Source organism: Aminobacter sp. MET-1, from assembly GCF_026521175.1.
Lineage (GTDB): Bacteria > Pseudomonadota > Alphaproteobacteria > Rhizobiales > Rhizobiaceae > Aminobacter.
The window spans coordinates 1-19,907 of the sequence record NZ_JAMSHL010000013.1; the positions used below are offsets into that span (position 1 = coordinate 1).

At 63.6% G+C, this 19,907-nt stretch carries 21 protein-coding genes; 5 read left to right on the plus strand and 16 right to left on the minus strand.

Annotated elements, in window-relative coordinates; all coding sequences use genetic code 11:
• Positions 1-96 precede the first annotated feature (96 nt).
• From NDO48_RS17970 to coxB, 8 genes are all read right to left on the minus strand, one after another.
• A complete protein-coding gene (locus tag NDO48_RS17970; protein ID WP_018426813.1) occupies positions 97-483 on the minus strand; it encodes a DUF983 domain-containing protein in 387 nt (128 codons plus the stop codon).
• Positions 480-971 (minus strand): L,D-transpeptidase family protein, encoded by a 492-nt coding sequence (locus tag NDO48_RS17975; RefSeq protein WP_018426812.1) that lies wholly within the window; start codon positions 969-971, stop codon positions 480-482. The genes NDO48_RS17970 and NDO48_RS17975 overlap by 4 nt, the downstream gene beginning before the upstream one ends.
• Positions 972-1,054: 83 nt before the next feature.
• The gene (locus NDO48_RS17980) at positions 1,055-1,945 is read right to left on the minus strand and encodes a cytochrome c oxidase subunit 3 (protein ID WP_018426811.1); all 891 of its coding nucleotides are present in this window, start codon (positions 1,943-1,945) and stop codon (positions 1,055-1,057) included.
• A gap of 1 nt (position 1,946) precedes the next feature.
• On the minus strand, positions 1,947-2,585 hold the full coding sequence (locus tag NDO48_RS17985; RefSeq protein WP_018426810.1) for a cytochrome c oxidase assembly protein: 639 nt from the start codon (positions 2,583-2,585) through the stop codon (positions 1,947-1,949).
• Positions 2,582-2,746 carry a hypothetical protein gene (locus NDO48_RS17990; RefSeq protein ID WP_018426809.1) on the minus strand — a complete coding sequence of 55 codons (165 nt, stop codon included), beginning with the start codon at positions 2,744-2,746 and terminating at the stop codon, positions 2,582-2,584. Before NDO48_RS17990 ends, NDO48_RS17985 begins: the two co-directional genes overlap by 4 nt.
• Positions 2,743-3,684, minus strand: coding sequence for a heme o synthase (locus NDO48_RS17995; protein ID WP_018426808.1), 942 nt, complete (start codon positions 3,682-3,684; stop codon positions 2,743-2,745). The genes NDO48_RS17990 and NDO48_RS17995 overlap by 4 nt, the downstream gene beginning before the upstream one ends.
• A 75-nt stretch (positions 3,685-3,759) precedes the next feature.
• Positions 3,760-5,409: a cytochrome c oxidase subunit I gene (gene ctaD, locus NDO48_RS18000; protein ID WP_018426807.1), complete on the minus strand. Its 1,650-nt coding sequence runs from the start codon at positions 5,407-5,409 to the stop codon at positions 3,760-3,762.
• A gap of 36 nt (positions 5,410-5,445) precedes the next feature.
• Positions 5,446-6,312, minus strand: coding sequence for a cytochrome c oxidase subunit II (gene coxB, locus NDO48_RS18005; protein ID WP_018426806.1), 867 nt, complete (start codon positions 6,310-6,312; stop codon positions 5,446-5,448).
• A gap of 387 nt (positions 6,313-6,699) precedes the next feature.
• Between coxB and NDO48_RS18010 the strand changes: the two genes are divergently transcribed.
• The 3 genes from NDO48_RS18010 to NDO48_RS18020 all read left to right on the plus strand — a co-directional run bounded on the left by NDO48_RS18010 (position 6,700) and on the right by NDO48_RS18020 (position 9,886).
• Entirely contained in the window at positions 6,700-7,218 is a 519-nt protein-coding gene (locus NDO48_RS18010; protein WP_018426805.1) for an invasion associated locus B family protein, read from the plus strand.
• An 85-nt stretch (positions 7,219-7,303) separates the two neighbouring features.
• A complete protein-coding gene (tldD, locus tag NDO48_RS18015; protein ID WP_018426804.1) occupies positions 7,304-8,716 on the plus strand; it encodes a metalloprotease TldD in 1,413 nt (470 codons plus the stop codon).
• A gap of 156 nt (positions 8,717-8,872) precedes the next feature.
• Positions 8,873-9,886, plus strand: coding sequence for a DUF4274 domain-containing protein (locus tag NDO48_RS18020; RefSeq protein WP_018426803.1), 1,014 nt, complete (start codon positions 8,873-8,875; stop codon positions 9,884-9,886).
• Positions 9,887-9,900: 14 nt separating this feature from the next.
• On the opposite strand, the gene NDO48_RS18025 is transcribed toward NDO48_RS18020, so the two are convergent.
• From NDO48_RS18025 to NDO48_RS18060, 8 genes are all read right to left on the minus strand, one after another.
• Positions 9,901-11,142 (minus strand): class I SAM-dependent RNA methyltransferase, encoded by a 1,242-nt coding sequence (locus tag NDO48_RS18025; protein WP_267322007.1) that lies wholly within the window; start codon positions 11,140-11,142, stop codon positions 9,901-9,903.
• Positions 11,139-11,903: a TlyA family RNA methyltransferase gene (locus NDO48_RS18030; RefSeq protein ID WP_018426801.1), complete on the minus strand. Its 765-nt coding sequence runs from the start codon at positions 11,901-11,903 to the stop codon at positions 11,139-11,141. The genes NDO48_RS18025 and NDO48_RS18030 overlap by 4 nt, the downstream gene beginning before the upstream one ends.
• 41 nt (positions 11,904-11,944) lie before the next feature.
• A complete protein-coding gene (dxs, locus tag NDO48_RS18035; RefSeq protein ID WP_018426800.1) occupies positions 11,945-13,858 on the minus strand; it encodes a 1-deoxy-D-xylulose-5-phosphate synthase in 1,914 nt (637 codons plus the stop codon).
• A gap of 84 nt (positions 13,859-13,942) precedes the next feature.
• The gene (locus tag NDO48_RS18040; protein WP_267322008.1) at positions 13,943-14,863 is read right to left on the minus strand and encodes a pirin family protein; all 921 of its coding nucleotides are present in this window, start codon (positions 14,861-14,863) and stop codon (positions 13,943-13,945) included.
• Between the two features lie 49 nt (positions 14,864-14,912).
• On the minus strand, positions 14,913-15,179 hold the full coding sequence (locus NDO48_RS18045) for a DUF2277 domain-containing protein (protein WP_018426798.1): 267 nt from the start codon (positions 15,177-15,179) through the stop codon (positions 14,913-14,915).
• A 111-nt stretch (positions 15,180-15,290) separates the two neighbouring features.
• A complete protein-coding gene (locus NDO48_RS18050; protein WP_018426797.1) occupies positions 15,291-15,542 on the minus strand; it encodes an exodeoxyribonuclease VII small subunit in 252 nt (83 codons plus the stop codon).
• Between the two features lie 3 nt (positions 15,543-15,545).
• Positions 15,546-16,472: a histone deacetylase family protein gene (locus tag NDO48_RS18055; protein WP_026226955.1), complete on the minus strand. Its 927-nt coding sequence runs from the start codon at positions 16,470-16,472 to the stop codon at positions 15,546-15,548.
• A gap of 115 nt (positions 16,473-16,587) precedes the next feature.
• Positions 16,588-17,199 carry a TetR/AcrR family transcriptional regulator gene (locus tag NDO48_RS18060; protein WP_040456057.1) on the minus strand — a complete coding sequence of 204 codons (612 nt, stop codon included), beginning with the start codon at positions 17,197-17,199 and terminating at the stop codon, positions 16,588-16,590.
• Positions 17,200-17,353: 154 nt separating this feature from the next.
• Between NDO48_RS18060 and NDO48_RS18065 the strand changes: the two genes are divergently transcribed.
• Both NDO48_RS18065 and NDO48_RS18070 read left to right on the plus strand, forming a co-directional pair.
• Entirely contained in the window at positions 17,354-18,574 is a 1,221-nt protein-coding gene (locus NDO48_RS18065; RefSeq protein ID WP_018426794.1) for an MFS transporter, read from the plus strand.
• A 106-nt stretch (positions 18,575-18,680) separates the two neighbouring features.
• Positions 18,681-19,895, plus strand: a complete 1,215-nt coding sequence (locus NDO48_RS18070) for an MFS transporter (protein ID WP_018426793.1) — start codon at positions 18,681-18,683, stop codon at positions 19,893-19,895.
• The last annotated feature ends 12 nt before the right edge of the window (positions 19,896-19,907 follow it).

The following is a 19,907-nucleotide window of genomic DNA, read 5'->3' on the forward strand; positions in this document are numbered from 1 at the left end:
CCCCCCCCCCCCCCCCCCCCCCCCCCCCCCCCCCCCCCCCCCCCCCCCCCCCCCCCCCCCCCCCCCCCCCCCCCGCCGGCATGGCGTTGTCTTCGGTCATTGGCCCTGGTCCAGGCGCCCTTCGGCTGCCTTGTTGCGGTATTGCAGCGTGATGAGCACGCCCTTGATCAGCCGGAGCGCACCAAGGCTCAGGACCACCGTCAGCGGGATCCACAGCACCAGATGCAGCCACAGCGGCGGCGACAGCGTCACCTCCATCCACAGCGCCAGCCCGACGACGATGAAGCCGATGATAAGGATGACAAAGACGGCTGGCCCGTCGCCGGCATCGGCGAAAGAGTAGTCGAGGCGACAGACGCCGCATTGCTTGCCGACCGTCAGGAAGCCCGAGAACAGCTTGCCCTCGCCGCAACGGGGGCAACGTCCCTTCAAGCCGGCCGCAACAGGCTCGACGGGCGGCCAGATCGCCTTGTCGCCGCTCATGGATTTATCTCGATAGGAGTGCCGTTTTCGACCATCTGCCAGATCTCCGCCATGTCCTCGTCGCTAACGGCGATGCAGCCGTTCGTCCAGTCGAACATCTGCAGCAGCCACGACCACCAGCCATATCCGTTCGGTTGGCCGTGGATCATAATCATTCCGCCGGGATCGACACCTGCCCTCTTTGCCGCAGCCTCGTCGTTGGCGTCGGGATAGGAGACGTGGATCGACCGATAGTAGCCGCTGCCCGCATTGCGCCAGTCGAGCACATAACGGCCTTCGGGCGTGCGCTCGTCGCCCTCCTGGAGCTTATGGCCTTCCGGGTTGGCGCCGAGGGCCATTGCGTAGCTTCGCACGACCTTGCCGCCCGCCATCAGTTCAAGCCTGCGCTCCGATTTGTCGACCTTCACCAGGTCGACAGGCTCGGCGCGGACACCGCCGACGGAACAGAAGATGGCGATGGCGGGAAGAACGAAGCGTCTGGTCAGCATGGCGGAGGCTTGCCGCAAGAAAGTGCCAAAAAAGAGAAGGCGGCCGCGTTGCCGCGACCGCCTTGCTCGAAAAAGTGCCGGTGTCAGTGGCCGGCTGCGATGGTGCCGCCGGACGAACCCCAGATGTAGATCGCCGCAAACAGGAACAGCCAGACCACGTCGACGAAATGCCAGTACCAAGCGGCCGCCTCGAAGCCGAAATGCTGCTTCGGGGTGAAGCCGCCGGCCATGGCGCGGAACAGGCAGACCAGCAGGAAGATGGTGCCGACGATGACGTGGAAGCCGTGGAACCCGGTCGCCATGAAGAACGTCGCACCGTAGATCGAGTCCTTGAACGCGAACGGAGCGTGGATGTACTCGTAGGCCTGCACGAACGAGAACAGGATACCGAGGCCAACGGTCAGCGCGAGGCCGTTGATCAGGCCCTTGCGGTCGTTGTGCAGGAGGGCGTGGTGCGCCCAGGTCACGGCCGTGCCCGACAACAGCAGGATGATGGTGTTGTAGAGCGGCAGGTGGAAGGGATCGAGAACCTCGATGCTCTTCGGAGGCCACACACCACCGGTAAACTCGCTACGCAGCACCTGGTGCGGCTCGGCCGGGAACAGGGCGACATCGAAGAAGGCCCAGAACCAGGCAACGAAGAACATCACCTCGGAGGCGATGAACATGATCATGCCGTAGCGCAGGTGCAGCGAGACGACGCGGGTGTGATGGCCCTCGTTGCCTTCCTTGATCGTGTCGTGCCACCAGCCAAACATCGTGTAGAGCACGATTGCGGTGCCGATCGCGAAGATCCAGTAGTTGGCGTTGGCGATGTTGTAGCCGAACACCGGGAAGACCGAACCCTTCATGTGCTGCATCCAGGCGACGCCGCCGAATGCCATGAGGAGCGCGCCCACCGAGGCAAGGAACGGCCACGGGCTGGGATCGATGATGTGATAGTCGTGTTGTGGTTTGGCGTGCGCGTCTGCCATATCAGCCCCCGGCTTTTCCGTCGGAATTAACGATTGTCGCATCGGCGCCGAACTTGGGCGCGGCTGCTACAGGCTTTGCCCCATCAATGGGGAAAAAGGTATAGGACAAGGTGATCGTCTTGATGTCCTTGAGTTCGGGCACGTTGATGATCTCCGGGTCGACAAAGAAGACCACCGGCATGTCGATCGAGGCGCCCGCCTCGAGGGTATTGTCGGTAAAGCAGAAGCACTCGACCTTGTTGAAATAGGCGCCGGCCAGATCGGGGGTGACGTTGAACGTCGCCCGGCCCGAAGTCGGCTTGTCGAACACATTCTTCGCAGTGTAGTGCGCCTGCGTGGTTTCGCCGATCTTGATCTTGACCTCGCGCGCCACCGGCTTGAAATCCCACGGCAGCCCGCCCGAGGTGTTGGCGTCGAAGCGGATGGTGATCTCGCGGTCGAGAATCTTGTCGGAATACTGCTCGACGCGCTGCGTCGTGCCACCGTATCCGGTGATCTTGCAGAACATGGCATAGAGCGGCACCGCCGCATAAGCCATGCCGACCATGCCGCCGACAAAAGCAACGCACATGCCCGCAACCATCCGGTTGGAGCGCTGCTTCTGCTTGTCCTGCTGTTCCTGGGTCATGCCTTCGCTCATAGTGGACGGTCCAGGATGGATGGGCCGAACTTGGCGATGGTGGCGATGTAGAAGATGATCACGAGCGCGCCCAGCGCCAGGCCAATGGCGATGTTACGGCTGCGACGCGCCTTCTTCTGCTTGTCGGTCATGGTGACCAGGTCGTTGTTTGTCATGTTCATGCACCTCCAAGCGCAAAGACGCGCTCGATGACACTGTCGGCCAGGTAGGCTGCAAAGATCACGAACAGATAAAGCAGCGAATAGGCGAACAGGGCCTTGGCCGGCTTCATCACGCGATCACTGTCGGGCATGCGCAGCACCTTCCAGGCATACCAGACGAAGCCGATGCCGAGGGTGAGCGAAACGATACCGTAGCCGATGGTGGTGTAGCCGAGCATCCAGGGCAGCACGCCAACAGGGGCGAGCAGCAGCGAATAGGCGAAGATCTGACGACGCGTCGAGGCCTCGCCCGCGACGTTCGGCATCATCGGGATGCCGGCGCGTTCATAATCCTGCGACTTGAACAAAGCGAGCGCCCAGAAATGCGGCGGCGTCCAGAGGAAAGTGATGAGGAAGAGCACGAAGCTCTCCAGGCTGACCGAACCGGTGACGGCAGCCCAGCCGATCATCGGCGGCAGCGCGCCCGCCGCGCCGCCGATGACGATGTTCTGCGGGGTCCAGCGCTTCAGCCACATCGTGTAGATGACGGCGTAGAAGAAGATGGTGAAGGCAAGCAGTGCGGCCGACAGCCAGTTGATGAGGACGCCAAGCGTCATCACCGAAAGCACCGACAGGACCAGACCGAAGGTCAGCGCTTCGCCCGGCTTGACCCTGCCCGCCGGCACCGGACGGGTGGCCGTGCGGGTCATGATCTTGTCGATGTCGGCGTCATACCACATGTTGAGCGCGCCCGAGGCGCCGGCGCCGATGGCGATCGCCAGGATCGCCACCACCGCGAGGAACGGGTTGATCGTGTTGGGCGCCGCCACCATGCCGACGAACGCGGTGAAGACGACCAGCGACATGACTCGCGGCTTCAGCAGGGCGAAGAAATCGCCTGCCGTCGCTTCCGACATGCGGAAGGTCTGGTCTTCAAAGCTGTTTCGGACAAGGGCCATGCGTACTTACGTCCAGTCGTTCCGTTTGGCAGAAACCGCCGGATTGACCGGCGGCTTCGTTTTTCAGTCAGTGCCTTACTTGATCTTCGGCAGCTGTTCCCACTGGTGGAAAGGCGGCGGCGAAGGCAGCTGCCATTCGAGAGTGGTCGCACCCTCGCCCCAGGGGTTGGCACCAGCGACGCGCTTCTTGGAGAAGGCTTCGAAGACGCCGAACAGGAAGATCAGCACGCCGACGGCCGAGATGTAGGAGCCGTAGGACGACACCATGTTCCAGCCTGCATACGCATCCGGATAGTCGATGTAGCGGCGCGGCATGCCGGCGAGGCCAAGGAAGTGCTGCGGGAAGAAAATCAGGTTCACGCCGACGAACGTCACCCAGAAGTGCGTGTTGGCGATAACCGACGAGTACATATAGCCGGTCATCTTCGGGAACCAGTAGTACCAGGCCGCGAAGATCGCGAACACGGCACCCAGCGACAGCACGTAGTGGAAGTGCGCAACCACGTAGTAGGTGTCATGCAGCGAGCGGTCGAGGCCGGCATTGGCCAGCTGCACGCCGGTGACGCCACCAACCGTGAACAGGAAGATGAAGCCGATCGCCCACAGCATCGGCGTCTTCATCGAGATGGAGCCGCCCCACATGGTGGCGATCCACGAGAAGATCTTCACGCCCGTCGGCACCGCGATGACCATCGTGGCGAAGACGAAGTAGCGCTGCGTGTCGAGCGAAATGCCGGTGGTGTACATGTGGTGGGCCCACACGACGAAGCCGACTGCACCGATGGCGACCATGGCGTAGGCCATGCCGAGATAACCGAAGATCGGCTTGCGCGAGAAGGTCGACACGATGTGGCTGACGATGCCGAAGCCCGGCAGGATCAGGATGTACACTTCAGGGTGACCGAAGAACCAGAACAGGTGCTGGAACAGGATCGGATCACCGCCGCCTTCCGGTGCGAAGAACGCCGTGCCGAAGTTACGGTCGGTGAGCAGCATCGTGATGCCGCCGGCCAGAACCGGCAGCGACAGCAGCAGCAGGAAGGCGGTGATCAGCACCGACCAGGCAAACAGCGGCATCTTGTGCAGCGTCATGCCCGGAGCGCGCATGTTGAAGATCGTGGTGATGAAGTTGATCGCACCGAGGATCGACGACGCGCCGGCGATGTGCAGCGACAGGATCGCCAGATCCATGGCCGGACCAGGCTGCCCCGAGGTCGAGAGCGGCGGATAGATCGTCCAGCCACCGCCGACGCCGTGGGCGCCCGGAGCGCTCGGCATGAACGCCGAGAGGATCAGCAGGATGAAAGCCGGCGGAAGCAGCCAGAAGGAGATGTTGTTCATGCGCGGGAACGCCATGTCAGGCGCGCCGATCATGATCGGAACCATCCAGTTGGCGAAACCACCGATCAGCGCAGGCATGACCATGAAGAAGATCATGACCAGGCCGTGGGCCGTGGTGAAGGCATTGAACATGCTCTTGCCGGCGTCGATGGCCGCATCGCCTTCTACGCCGTAGACCATCGAGGCCAGCCCGTGGAAAATCTGGATGCCCGGCTCAGCGAGCTCCCAGCGCATCATGACGGACAGGAATCCGCCGACGCAGCCCGCCATGATCGCGAAGATCAGATAGAGCGTTCCGATATCTTTGTGGTTGGTGGAGTACACCCACCGGACCCAGCCAGTCGGCCTGTGGTCGTGGTGGTCGTGAGCTGCAGCGCCTGCCATATTCCGCTCCGTTCCCTGATCTTATTCCGCCGCGGCTTAGTTGCCGGCGGCCGCGACCTTGGCCACGCCGTCCGTCTCGGCCATCAGCGCCTTGTTGGCGCCCGGCAGGTCGGACTTCGCGGCGGCCAGCCACGTATTGTACTGAGCGTCGCTGACGACGCGGATTGCGATCGGCATGTAGGCGTGATCCTTGCCGCAAAGCTCGGAGCACTGGCCGTAATAGAGGCCTTCCTTGTCAGCCTTGAACCAGGTCTCGTTGATGCGACCCGGAACAGCGTCGACCTTGATGCCGAAGGCCGGCATGGCGAAAGCGTGGATCACGTCCGAAGCTGTGACCAGAACGCGAACGACCTGACCAATCGGAACGACCACTTCGTTGTCGACGGCGAGAAGACGCGGATAGACAGCCTTGTCTTCCTTGCCGGCAGCGGCGCGATCGGCGTCGGTCAGCATGGCCGCGTTGAACGAAAGCGGCTGCTCGACCTGGTATTCGTAGTCCCAGTTCCACTGGTTGGCCGTAGCCTTGATCGTCAGCTTCGGCTCCTCGACGGGCGAATACTGCGCCGTCAGAAGCTGGAAGGACGGAATGGCCAGGAACAGCAGAATCACAACCGGACCGACGGTCCAGACGACCTCGATCAGCGTGTTGTGGCTGGTGCGCGACGGCGTCGGATTGGCGCTCGCCCGGAACCTGAAGATGCAATAGGCCAGCAGGAACAGAACGAACAGCGTGATCGGAACGATGAACCACAAAGTGTAGTGCTCGAACCAGGTGATCTGTTCCATGATGCCGGTCGCGGCCGGCTGGAAAGTGGTTTGCCAAGGCGTCGGCTGAGCCGCATAGGCCGCGACGCTGGCAAGGGAAGCAGTCGCCGCGACGGCGCTAGCAAAGATCTTTCTCATCGCCCTCAGTATCTCCCATTTCCGTGCGGGCGTAGCCGCAAGGACATCGTGCCGCTCCGGAATGGGAATCCCGGAGACGTTCGGTGGTTCAAACCATACTCTCTTTATAACCGCAAGGAAGCAGAGGCGTAACTCATGCGGCATTTTTGCGCGCAAGCTCGCGGGCTGGCGCCGCGACCCGTTTGGCGCTAGTTGGTTGTCACGCGCGTGCGGACGAGGCAATTTGCCCGCATGTTTTAAGCTATGCCCAAAAAAGGCGTCGCAATTCGGGCCAAATTGACCCCGAATGAATGGAAAAACCGAGTTAGCAGGATGGCGAAGCGGCCGTCTTGTTATTTACTTGCAGACCGCACGACCTGAATTGTCGTGATTCGCAATGGAGCCGTCATGAAGTCTGGGCTGTTTGGAACCTTGGCGAAGGTGTTGGTCGCTGTCGCCTTCCTGGCACCTGTCAGCGCCGGCGCCCAGCAGCAGCAGAGCGGCACGGTCAAGTCCACCCATGGCGCATGGTCGATCATCTGCGACAGGCCGGCGGGCGCCACCAACGAACAATGCGTGATGATGCAGAACGTCATCGCCGAAGACCGCCCGGAAATGGGCCTTTCGGTGGTCGTGCTGCGCACCGCCGACAACAAGGCCGAAATCCTGCGCGTGCTCGCGCCGCTCGGCGTGCTGCTTCCCAACGGCCTGGGCCTCAATGTCGACCAGAAAGATATCGGCCGCGCCTATTTCGTCCGCTGCTTCCAGGACGGCTGCTATGCCGAGGTGATCCTCGAAAAGCAGCTGCTCGACACGCTGAAGACCGGCAAGTCCGCCACCTTCATCGTCTTCCAGACCCCCGAGGAAGGCATCGGCATCCCCGTCGACCTGACCGGCTTCGCCGAAGGTTTCGCGGCACTGCCGTAAACACCTGGCGCCGGAGACATTGTCCGGAGCCTCCGCGTCGCCTACATCGGGACTAATCAGTTCCCCGTTTCGGAGGCGACGCGCCATGACCACCCTGCTCAGCCAGTTCGACATTTCAGAAGACCGCGTGCGCAAGATCGTCGCCGAGACGATCGAGGGCGCCGATGACGGCGAACTCTTCGTCGAATATCGCGAGGGCGAGGCGCTGATGTTCGACAACGGACGTCTGAAGACCGCCAACTTCAACACCGACCAGGGTTTTGGTTTGCGCGCGGTTGCCGGCGAGGCCACCGGCTACGCCCATTCGAGCGACCTGTCGGAAGCGGCACTGCTGCGCGCTTCGGATGCGGTCTCGGCCGTCAAGGGCGGCTATAGCGGCACGCTCGCCGCTGCTCCGGCCCGCACCAACCGTCATCTCTACGGCGAAGAGAACCCCATCAACTCGCCCGGCTTCGAGGCCAAGGCCAAGCTGTTGCAGGAGATCGACGCCTGGCTGCGCGAAAAGGATCCACGCGTCCGGCAGGTCACCGCCTCGCTCGCCTCGTCCTGGCAGCATGTCGAGATCCTGCGGGGCGACGGCCAGGTGGTGCGCGACATTCGCCCGCTGGTTCGCATGAACGTGTCGGTGATCGTCGGCGACGGCGACCGCCAGGAGAGCGGCTCCTATGGTGCGGGCGGACGCAAGAATTTCGACGAGTTCCTGACCGAAGACAGCTGGCAGACGGCCGCCAGCGAAGCGCTGCGCCAAGCACTGGTCAATCTCGAAGCCATCCCTGCGCCGGCCGGTACCTTCGATATCGTTCTGTCCTCCGGCTGGCCGGGCGTCATGCTGCATGAGGCCGTCGGTCACGGCCTCGAAGGCGACTTCAACCGCAAGAAGACCTCCGCCTTCGCCGGACTTCTGGGCCAGCAGGTCGCAGCCAAGGGCGTCACCGTCGTTGATGACGGCACGATCGCCGAGCGCCGCGGCTCGTTGACGGTCGACGACGAGGGCACGCCCAGCGCCCGCAACGTGCTGATCGAGGACGGCAAGCTGGTCGGCTACATGCAGGACCGGCAGAATGCCCGCCTGATGGGCATGAACGCCACCGGCAACGGCCGCCGCGAATCCTACGCGCACCAGCCGATGCCGCGCATGACCAACACCTACATGACCTCGGGCGACATGACGCCGGAAGAGATCATCGCTTCGGTCAAGAACGGCATCTATGCCGTGTCCTTCGGCGGCGGCCAGGTCGACATCACCTCGGGCAAGTTCGTGTTCGGTTGCACCGAGGCCTACATGATCGAGGACGGCAAGGTGACCCAGCCGATCAAGGGCGCGATGCTGATTGGCAACGGTCCCGACGCCATGCATCGGGTCACCATGGTCGGTAACGACATGAAGCTCGATACCGGCATCGGCATGTGCGGCAAGGCCGGACAGGGCGTGCCGGTCGGCGTCGGCCAGCCACACCTGCGGATGAACCAGATGACCGTCGGCGGCACGCGGGTCTGATCGTTTCGGCGGCGGATCGTCCGCCACGGCGCAGATTCAAGCACTTGGAGCGTCGGTTCGCACGCGCGGCGCCCCAAGCCCTCTGGACCGAATCTCTAAACCAGTATTCAAGAATATCCTGATACATCTGGGGCCGCAGCCGCCGGAGCATTTGCGATGCTTGATAGTGTGCCGATCGGAGCATGGTATGCCGCCAGCCTGGCGGCCGCCATCTTGATTGCCTATCGCATCTATTCGCGGCGGGCGAAGGAACAGGCGCGGCGTTCGTTTGCCGAACGCCGCGCCGCGATCAGCATGCCACAACTCTCGATCGGCGGCGGGCAGGCCAATTCGATCATTCCTTGGGCAATCCAGCAGGCGCGCGGCGACCGGCCGTTCTCGCCGGACAGGCTGACGCGCGAGGAGGCCCGTCTTGCCGAACTTGCCCAGGCGGCCATAACACTCGACGATCGCTCGTTCCGGGCAGCCTGCCGCACCGTTTCCGAGAGCGAGCGGATGATCCTCGAATATATCAGGAGGATGGTCGGCGAGGATTCCAGCGTCACGCTGGATCAACCTGTAAGCGACGAGCCGGATGCGCGGACAAGCCATGCGGTCGTGCCGCTAACGGACAGCGCTCAGTTGACGACGCAGGCACAGCCCCCGGAAGGCCACGCCGCGCAACTGTTCAAGCCGGTCGACCAGATCGGCGAATGGCTGCCGGGCAACGGCGACCCGGATCTCTGGCACCTGCTTGCCGGTGGACTGAGCTTCGACCACGGCGCAACGCTCGACATCATCGACTGGATCGTCAGGCAGCCGGATTGCGACCGCGCCACCGCGGCGCTGACCATTGCCCACATCGGGGCCTATGCCTACAAGCAACTGGAGACCATGGAGCAGAACGAAGACTGGTCCCATCATGTTCAGGCAATCGTCAGGACGGTCTGCGAGCGCTCCGAAGTCGGGTTGTATCCCATTTCCCGCCTCAATCTCTCCTGCGTCGGCCATGACAACGACCAGCGTGCGACCCTCGACATGCTGGTGCGTCGCGCAGCCGAACTCGACGCGCGAGGACACATTGTTCCGTGGCCGCAGCCGGTCCATCTGCTTTCGACACCGTTCGAGGGACGCGACGCGCTTTCGACGCATTATGAGGTCCGTGAAGACGGGCTCTATCTCGTCCGCTGAGAGGTTTTCTCAGATCAGCGTCGGCGCTTCAGCTTCTCCAGCAATGCCACCGCTTCGACATGATGCGACCAGAGGAACTGGTCGATGGGCGTGACGCTCTTCAGCGTGTAACCGCCGTCGATCAGAATACTGAGATCCCGCGCGAGCGTCGCCGGATTGCACGACACAGCCGCGACATAAGGCACGTCGGACCGGGCGATCTGCTTGCACTGGTCTTCCGCCCCTGCCCTCGGCGGATCGAAGGCGATACCGTCGAAGGCATTGAGTTCCTTGAAGGTCATCGGCCGACGGTCGAGGTCGCGGCGCTCCACGGTCACCCGCTTGAGTCCGCCGGCGAAGCGGAAGCCGCGATCGAGTGCCGCAAGCGAAGCCGCATCGCCCTCCACTGCATGGACCTCCGAATTGGCGGCAAGCCTGAGCGAAAAGGTGCCGCTGCCGGAATAGAGATCGGCGACCTTCTTGGCCTTGCGCAGATGCCCGGTAACGAGCGAAGCCATCGTCTGCTCGGCATCGGCCACGGCCTGGACGAAACCACCGGTTGGCGGCGTCACCACTGCCGTGCCGAATGTCAGCACCGGCTTGACCGGCTCGACGATGATCTCGCCGTCGATGGAGAGCCTGGCAATCTTCGACTTGATGACGAAATCGGTTGCCGCACGGCGGATCGCCTCGGTCGGCTTGCCGCAATCGCTGGCGGCAACATCGAAGCCTGACTCGGTCGAGGTGACCAGGAATCTGAAAGGCTTCGACGTGTTGGCGATGATCCCGGCGAGATGGCGAAGGGTGCCGGCCGCCTCGACGATGCCAGGCAGGAGCACCGGACATTCCTCGATGTCGACAAGCGTGTGGGAAAACGCCTTGTTGTAGCCGAGATGCATCCCGGTCTCGGTGTTGCGGGCGGTGAACGCGGCGCGCCTGCGGCTGCGCGGCGGACAGGCGACAAGGTCGCCAACCGGCGTCTCGATGCCCCTCGCCTTCAGCGCATGGGCAACCAGCCCGCGCTTCCATTCGCGATAGGCACCGTCTTCGAGATGCTGGATGGCGCAGCCGCCGCATTCGGTGAAGTGGCGGCAGGCGGGCTCGATGCGCTCCGGCGACGCCTCGAGCACGGCGAGCAGTTGCGCGCGATCCTTGTCACGAGAGGCCGTCACCGTCTCGCCGGGCAGCGTGAAGGGAATGAAGATGTGGCCACCATTGGCATCGACGACGCCGTCGCCATGCGCGCCAAGACGCGCAATCTCGAACCTGGTCGTCATCGATCCTTCACTCCACCGAGCAGAAATTCATGATTGCCGTCACCGCCTTCGACCGGCGAAGCGCAGATGCCGATTGCACGCCAGCCGGGCACGGTGTCGAGCCAGGCACGAAGCTCCTCGGCGACACGCGGTCCGTCGGCCGGGTTCTTGAGCAGGCCGCCCTTGCCGATCGCCTCGCGCCCAGCCTCGAACTGCGGCTTGACCAGGAACACGCCTTTTGCGCCTGGCGCGGCCAGCTCGAGCGCATTGGGCAGCGCCAGGCGCAACGAGATGAAACTGACGTCCGAAACCAGGAAATCGGGCGTCCGGCGGCCAAGATCATCAGATGTCAGGCTGCGCGCATTGAGACCCTCGAGGCAGGTCACGCGTGGATCGGACTTCAGACCGGCGCCCATCTGGCCATGGCCAACATCGATCGCCACGACATGAGCGGCGCCGCGTTCGAGCAGCACCTGCGTGAAACCGCCGGTGGAGGCACCAATGTCGAGCGCCTGGGCACCAGTCGGATCAAAGCCAAAACGGTCGAGCCCCGCGATCAACTTGAGTGCTGCGCGCGACACATAGGCCTGTGCGGGATCGTGGACCTCAATCTCTACATCAGCCGAAACGGTCTGCCCCGGCTTTTTCGCCGGTTGGCCATCGACGGTCACGGCCCCGCGCGCCACCGCATCGCGAGCGCGCGAGCGGCTGGCAAACAGCCCGCGGCTGACGAGCAGCTCGTCGAGCCTCAGGCTGGCGATTGCTTGCCTAGAGTTGTCCATGGCTTTCAATGACGAATGCGCGACCGCAACGCAAGCGCCGGTCAGGCGCGCGCCGCCTGTGCCGACTTGCCAAGAGCTGCGAACACGGCACGCACGATGCCCGCCGAGTCCAGTCCGGCATCGGCATACATCTTGTCGGGATTGGCATGATCGACAAAGCGGTCGGGCAGCGTCATCGGACGCACCTTGAGGCCACTGTCGAGCAAGCCATTGCGCGCAAGGAAGTCCAGCACCTGGCTGGTGAAGCCGCCAACCGAGCCTTCCTCGACCATGACCAGCACCTCGTGCGAGCGCGCCAGGCGACGGATCAGCTCCTCGTCCAGAGGCTTGGCGAAGCGCGCGTCGGCAACTGTCGTCGACAGGCCGGCAGCGCCGAGTTCTTCGGCGGCGAGCAGGCAATCCTTGAGACGGGTACCGAAGGACAGCAGCGCCACCTTGGTGCCTTCCTTGACGATACGGCCCTTGCCGATCTCCAGTACCTCTCCCCGCGCGGGCATGTCGACGCCGACGCCGTTGCCTCGCGGGTAACGGAACGAGATCGGGCCTTCATCGAACTCGGCCGCGGTGCGCACCATGTGGCGCAGTTCAGCCTCGTCGGCGGCCGCCATGACGACAAAATCCGGCAGCGAGGCGAGATAGGCCGTGTCGAAGGCGCCACAATGGGTCGGCCCGTCAGCACCGACGAAACCGGCTCGGTCGATGGGGAAGCGCACCGGCAGCTTCTGGATCGCCACATCGTGGACCACCTGGTCGTAGGCCCGCTGCAGGAAGGTCGAATAGATCGCGACGAACGGTTTGAAGCCCTCGGTCGCAAGCCCCGCGGCGAAGGTGACCGCATGCTGCTCGGCGATGGCCACGTCGAAGGTGCGCGACGGAAACGCCTCGCCAAACAGGTCGAGCCCGGTGCCCGAGGGCATAGCAGCGGTGACCGCAATGACCTTCTCGTCCTCGCGCGCCTCCTGGATCAGGCTCTCTGCAAAGACCTTGGTGTAGGCGGGCGCGTTGGCCGGCGCCTTGGCCTGCGCACCGGTGATGACGTCGAACTTGTTGACGCCGTGATATTTGTCGGCGGCGGCTTCCGCGGGTGCGTAGCCCTTGCCCTTCTGGGTCACGACATGGATCAGCACCGGCCCGGTGCCATTGTCGCGGACGTTCTTCAGCACCGGAATCAGGTGCTCCAGATTGTGGCCGTCGATGGGGCCGATGTGGAAGAAACCCATCTCCTCGAACAACGTGCCGCCGGTGACGAAGCCGCGCGCATGCTCGACGGCGCGGGTGATCGCCCGGTCGACGCGGCGGCCGAGATAGGAGGTCAGCTTCTTGCCAAGCTCGCGCACGCCGGCATAGGTGCGGCCGGACGCAAGGCGCGCCAGATAGGCGCTCATCGCACCCGCCGGTGGGGCAATCGACATGTCATTGTCGTTGAGGATGACGATCAGGCGCGCGTCGAGCGAGCCGGCATTGTTCATCGCCTCATAGGCCATGCCGGCGGACATGGCGCCGTCGCCGATAACCGAGATGACGTTGTTCCTGCCACCCTGGAGATCGCGCGCCACGGCCATGCCGAGGCCGGCCGAAATCGAGGTCGAGGAATGCGCGGTGCCGAAGGGATCGTATTCGCTCTCGCCCCGCTTGGTGAAGCCGGAAAGCCCGCCCTCCTGGCGCAGTGTGCGCATGCGGTCGCGCCGGCCGGTCAGGATCTTGTGAGGATAGGCCTGGTGCCCGACATCCCAGATGATGCGGTCGCCGGGCGTGTCGAAAACATAGTGCAGCGCCACCGTCAGCTCGACCACACCAAGGCCCGCGCCGAGATGGCCACCGGTCTGCGACACGACGTCGATCAGCTCGGCGCGCAGTTCGCTGGCAAGCTGCGGCAGTTGGGCTTCGTTCAGAGCGCGCAGGTCGGCCGGCAGGCGGACCTTGTCGAGCAGGGGCGTTTCGGGCTTCGCGTTCATCAATCCGCACCAGTTGAACTTCGGCAGATACGGCCATGGGCTGCGAAAGTAAATGCGTGGAGGTGCCGCGCCCTGGGGCTGGCGTTAGCCCTCGGGCAGCGGGATGAACTCCTCCTCATCTCCTGGAACGATATCAAAGCGGCCGGTCTTCCATTCGTTCTTGGCCTGCTCGATGCGCTCCCGCGACGACGAGACGAAGTTCCACCAGATGTAACGCCTGGTGCCGAGCGAAGCGCCGCCGAACAGCATGAAATGAGCGCCAGTCTCCGACGAGACAACGATCTCGTCGCCCGGACGGAACACCAGCAGGCGCTCGATGGGAAACCGGTCGCCGAGAATGTCGAGTTCGCCGCCGAGCGTATAGATGGCGCGCTCGTCGGCGTCGGCGGGGATCTTGATCTTCGCGCCCGGCGCCAGCTTGATATCGGCATAAAGCGTGTCCGATGCCTGGCGCACCGGTGACTTCAGGCCCTTGAACTCGCCGATGATGAGACGGCCGGAAGCGCCGTCGGCATCGAAGGTCGGCAGCACCGCGGCAGCGGTGTTCTCGAACATCGGCGCGGTCTCCTCCTTGGCGTCGGGCAAGGCCAGCCAGGTCTGCAGGCCCGATATCGACATCGGCGCGCCGCGCAGTTCTTCCGGCGTGCGCTCGGAATGGACGATGCCGCGGCCGGCGGTCATCAGGTTCACGTCACCGGGCGCGATCACCATCTCGGTGCCGAGCGAATCGCGATGCCTGATCTTGCCATCGAAAAGATAGGTGACGGTGGCGAGGCCGATATGCGGATGCGGGCGCACGTCGAGCGCATGCCCGGCCCGCAGGATCGCCGGCCCCATACGATCGAAGAAGATGAAGGGCCCGACCAGCCTGCGCCTTGCCGTCGGCAGCGCGCGGCGCACCTGGAAGCCGTCAATGTCCTTGGCGTTGGGCACCACCATCAGCTCGATCTGATCGCAGGAAAAAGCGTCGCCCGGTGTCGGGTCTTCGGCCGGGAAAAAACTCATGACTGTATCCTCAGCTGATTGAAACCTGTCCGCCGCCCGTTCCGCCCGCTCAGGCAAATCTCAGCGCCGAGCGCGCCTTGGCCTTGGCGGCCTCTTCCTCGCGGTTGCGAGGGTGCTGGTGTGTTTCCATCGAATGCAGCAATTCGTGCGCCGCTTCGGCAATGGTGTCCACTGCGCGGTGAAACGCCTCTTCGTTTTTCTTCGACGGTTTTGTCGTCCCGCTCAGCTTGCGGACGAACTGCAGTGCGGCATCACGGATTTCGTCATGCGTCGCCGGCGGATCGAAATTGAACAATGTCTTGATGTTGCGGCACATCGCCTGCTCCCGGGCTTCATGAACCGTATGGGTATGCCAAAACTGGGCGCAACGTGCCGCGAGGTCAAGCCATCCGGCTGCCGCTGCCGCGGCAGCTCGGACTGTATTCGCTCACTCCGCGTCGAGCGGCTCGGTGCCGACAGGCTTGCCGTCACGCGACAGGCGGATCTTTTCGACCTTGTCCTCGGCCGACTTCAGCAGCCGGTCGCAATGCGCCTTCAGCGCTTCGCCACGCTCGTAGATCTTGATCGACTGGTCGAGCGGCACGTCGCCACGCTCGAGGTCATCGACGATCTTTTCAAGAGCAGCCAACGCCTGCTCGAAGCTCATCGCCTTGATTTCGTCATTGGGCTCAACGGCCATGGTTCATCCTTTCATCAGGCGGGTCACGTGGGCGGCAACGGAGAAGGCCAGCCCTTGCAGGTCATAGCCGCCCTCGAGCAGGCTGACGAGGCGGTTTGACGAATGCCTTGCGGCACGGTCCATCAATTGCCCCGTCGCCCAGTCGAAATCGGCTTCGGTGAGGTTGATCTCGGCCAGCGGGTCGCGATGATGCGCGTCGAAACCGGCCGAGATGATGATCAGGTCGGGCGCAAAACTGTCTAGCGCCGGCAGCACGCGTGAGCGGAACGCCTCGCGGAAATGGTCGCTGCCGGTGTCGGGCGACAGCGGCGCGTTGACGATGTTGCCGACGCCTTCCTCGCCTTTGGCGCCGGTACCGGGAAACAGCGGCATCTGGTGGGTCGAGCAATAGAGCACGCTCGCATCGTCCCAGAAAATGTCCTGCGTGCCGTTGCCGTGGTGCACGTCCCAGTCGACGATGGCGACACGTTCGGCGCCATGCCGCTTCTGAGCATAGCGGGCGGCGATGGCTGCGTTGTTGAACAGGCAAAAGCCCATCGCCGTGGTCTTTTCGGCGTGATGCCCCGGCGGGCGCGAGGCGACAAAGACATTGTCGGCCTTGCCGGCAAAGACATCGTCGACGGCAGCATTGGCGGCACCGATCGCCGTCAGCGCAGCCTGCCAGCTCTTGGGGCTCAGCACAGTGTCGCCGTCGATCCGCGCCATGCCCTCCTCCGGCACCTTGCGGCGAATACCTTCGACGAATGGTTCGGGATGGGCATAGAGAATCGTCTGCTCATCGCCCTCAGGCGCCTCGACGCGGTCGAGCCTTTCGAACGGCTCGTCGTCGAGCACGCGCTGGATGGCGCGCAGCCTGTCTGGCCGCTCAGGGTGGCCGGCGGGCGTCAGGTGTTCGAGATAGATCGGATGGGTGTAGAGCCGCGTGGTCATCACCCCACCTTATCAGCTATGGCCGGCCAGACCACGCAATACCTGTCAAAGCCCTGGGGAAAATGGGCGGGATTCATGATGCTCCAGCCAAGGCCTGCCAGGACAAGGCTCGCATTCAGACCGTCGTCCTGCCGTCTACCAGCAGCCCTTCCATGAGCGCACGGAATGCCGGAACTGCCTTCTTCGACGTCGCATCGGGGTCGTCGGAAGTGGCGATCCACTGCGCGGCGTAGAGCGAAGCACCGCTTATCAGGCGCGCCATCGCCTCGGGATCGATGTCGCGCAGGACACCTTCTTGCTTCAGCGCGACAAGGTTGCCCGTGATCGACAGGATGCAGGCGTTGGCGTTGGGCCACTGCGCCGGGTCGCCGAGAACCGCCGGACCGTCGCGCAGCACGATGCGCTGGATTTCGGGCTCCAGCGCCATTTCGACGTAAGCGATGTTCTCATCGACAAAGCCCTGCCAGCGCGTCCTGGCCATGGCGGAGATGGCGGTCAGGCGCGAGGACATTTCATGGTCGATCTGAGCCAACACGGCTTCGAACAGCCCCTTCTTGTCACCAAAATGGTGATAAAGCGCGCCACGTGTCAGCCCGGCTTCGGCCGTGAAGTCGTCCATCGAAGCGTTTGCATAACCCACTGTCGCGAATGCCTTGCGCGCGGACGCGATCAGCTTGGCGCGCGTTTCGGCAATCATCTCGCTACGGGGTTTGTGCGCTGGCTTCATGGCTTCTTCCTCGTCGGATCTCATTCACATACGTGGCGTATATTTCTTTCACATACGAGGCGTATGGTAATTGACATACGGCGCGTATGCAATTAGCTCTTCACATACGCCGCGTATGTAAATGGCGAGTCCTCGAATTTCCAGGAGTGCTCCGATGCACAATCCGTATGGTGAAATCTTCAGAGTCCCGGGGGCCAAAGGCTTCGCAGCGGCAGCCTTCGTCGCCCGCCTGCCGATCGCCATGGCCCCTATCGGCATCGTCGCAATGCTGTCGCAGACGCGCGGCGAATATTGGCTGGCCGGCGCCGTCTCGGCCACGTTCGCCCTGACCAACGCGTTCGCTGCCCCGCAAATCTCGCGCCGCATCGACCGGCTTGGCCAGACAGCAGTGGCCCTGCCCACCACTGTCATTTCCGTCCTCGCCTTTGCCGCCTTGCTCATTGCAGCCCATTATGACTGGCCGGCCTGGACGCTGTTCGTCGCCGCTTTCATCGCTGCGGCAATGCCGAGCGTGCCCGCCATGGTCAGGGCTCGCTGGACTGAAATCTTCCGCGACCGCCCCGAACTCAACACGGCCTTCGCCTTTGAATCTGTCGCCGACGAAATGGTTTATATTGCCGGCGCCTCACTGTCCGTTGGCCTGAGCGTGGCCCTGTTCCCCGAAGCGGGCATGCTCGCCAGCACGCTGTTCCTGGCTTTGGGCATGGCGGCTTTCATCCTGCAGAGGTCGAGCGAACCCAAGGTAAGACCATCTGAGCTCGCGAGCGGCGGCTCGGCCATCATGCTGCGCCCGGTCCAGATCATCACGCTGGCGCTCATCTTCGTCGGCTCGATCTTTGCCACCGCCGAAGTCAGTGCCGTGGCGATCACCAAGGAGCTGGGACAGCCCACTGCCGCCAGCCTCGTCATCGGCGTCTATGCCGCCGGCTCGCTCATCGTCGGCCTGATCGTCGGCGCGTTGAACCTCAAGGCACCGAAGCAGCGCCTGCTCGCCATCTCGATTGCCGTCGTGGCGCTGACAACGTTGCCCCTGCTGGTCGCAGACACGGTGCCGTTGCTGGCGCTTGCCATCTTCGTCAGCGGCGTCGCGATCTCGCCCACCTTCATCATGGCCTTCGGCCTGATCGAACGCCGGGTTCCCGAGGCCATGCTGACCGAAGGCATCACCTGGGTGATGACCGGCATCGGCATCGGCATGGCCCTGGGCGCTTTCGTGGCAGGCTGGGTCGTCGACACCTTCGGTGCCCAGAACGGCTTCTGGGTGTCGATCGCCGCAGGCACGATGTCGTTCCTTGTGGTCCTGCTCGGCCAGAAAGCTCTCGCAGGCGGTCCCGAAGTAGAATTGATGGGCGCTGCACCACAGGCGGCGGAATAAGCCCCCGCTCGGCAAGGAACAACGTTCTGTCAGCATCAACGAGCCGCCAGGTCTGGCGGCTCGACTGCCTTTGAAATCTCGGATATCTCCGTCCCCGGTGACAAAAATGCGCAATCCATATAGCGAAATCTTCAAGGCGCCCGGCGCCAAGGCCTTCTCCGCCGCCGGCTTCGTCGCGCGCGTGCCCATGTCCATGGTCACGCTCGGCATCGTGACCATGCTGTCGGAGGCCCGCGGCGAATACTGGCTTGCCGGCGCCGTCGCTGCCGTTTTTGCCCTGTCCAGCGCTGTCGTCGCGCCGCAGGTCGCAAGGCTTATCGATCGTTATGGCCAGGTCCGCATCCTGCTGCCGAGCGCGGCCATCGCGGTGATCGCGCTGTCCGGGCTGATGCTCGCGACGCGCTACGACGCGCCCAACTGGGTCCTCTTCGCCTTCGCGATACTCGCAGGCGTCACCCCGATCATGGGCGCCATGGTGCGCGCGCGTTGGACCGAGATCTACCGCGACACGCCACATCTACACACGGCCTTCGCGTTCGAATCGATCATGGACGAGGTGATCTTCATGACAGGTCCGATCGTTGCCATCGGTCTCAGCGTCGGCTTCTTCCCGGAGGCCGGCCCTCTGGTCGCGACCGTGTTGCTGGGCGTGGGCAGCCTGCTCTTCGCCGCCCAGCGCTCGACCGAACCGCCTGTTCATGCGCAGGATCGCAGAGACGGCAAATCCGTGATCTGGCTCGGCCCCGTCCAGATTCTGGTGCTCACGCTGATTGCCATCGGCGCCATCTTCGGCACAGCCGAGGTCACCGCCGTGGCCTTTGCCGAGGCCCAGGGCAACAAGGCGTCCGCGGGCTTTGCGCTTTCCGCCTACGCTGCCGGCTCGCTCGTCGCCGGCCTCGTCTTCGGCGCCATGAAGCTCAAGATGCCGCTCGCGCGGCAGCTATTGATTGCGATCGCGCTCGCGGCCCTGACGACTCTGCCGCTGCTGGTGGTCGACAACGTGACCGTGCTGTCAGTCGTGCTGTTCCTGGCGGGCGTTGCCGTGTCGCCGACCATCATCCTGTCGATGGCGCTGGTGGAGAAAGTCGTCCCCTCCTCCAAGCTCACCGAGGGCATGACATGGGCCGTCACCGGCATCAGCATCGGCATGGCCGCAGGCTCATCAGCCTCGGGCTGGATCATCGATCATATGGGCGCGAGCAGCGGCTTTATGGTCTCGCTGGTCGCGGGCTTCATTGCGCTGGTCGTTACCTTCCTCGGCCAGCGGTCGCTCGGCCGGTCGCTCCGCATCGCACCTGCTGCAGCTCAACCGGCGGAATGAAGGAAGTGGGTC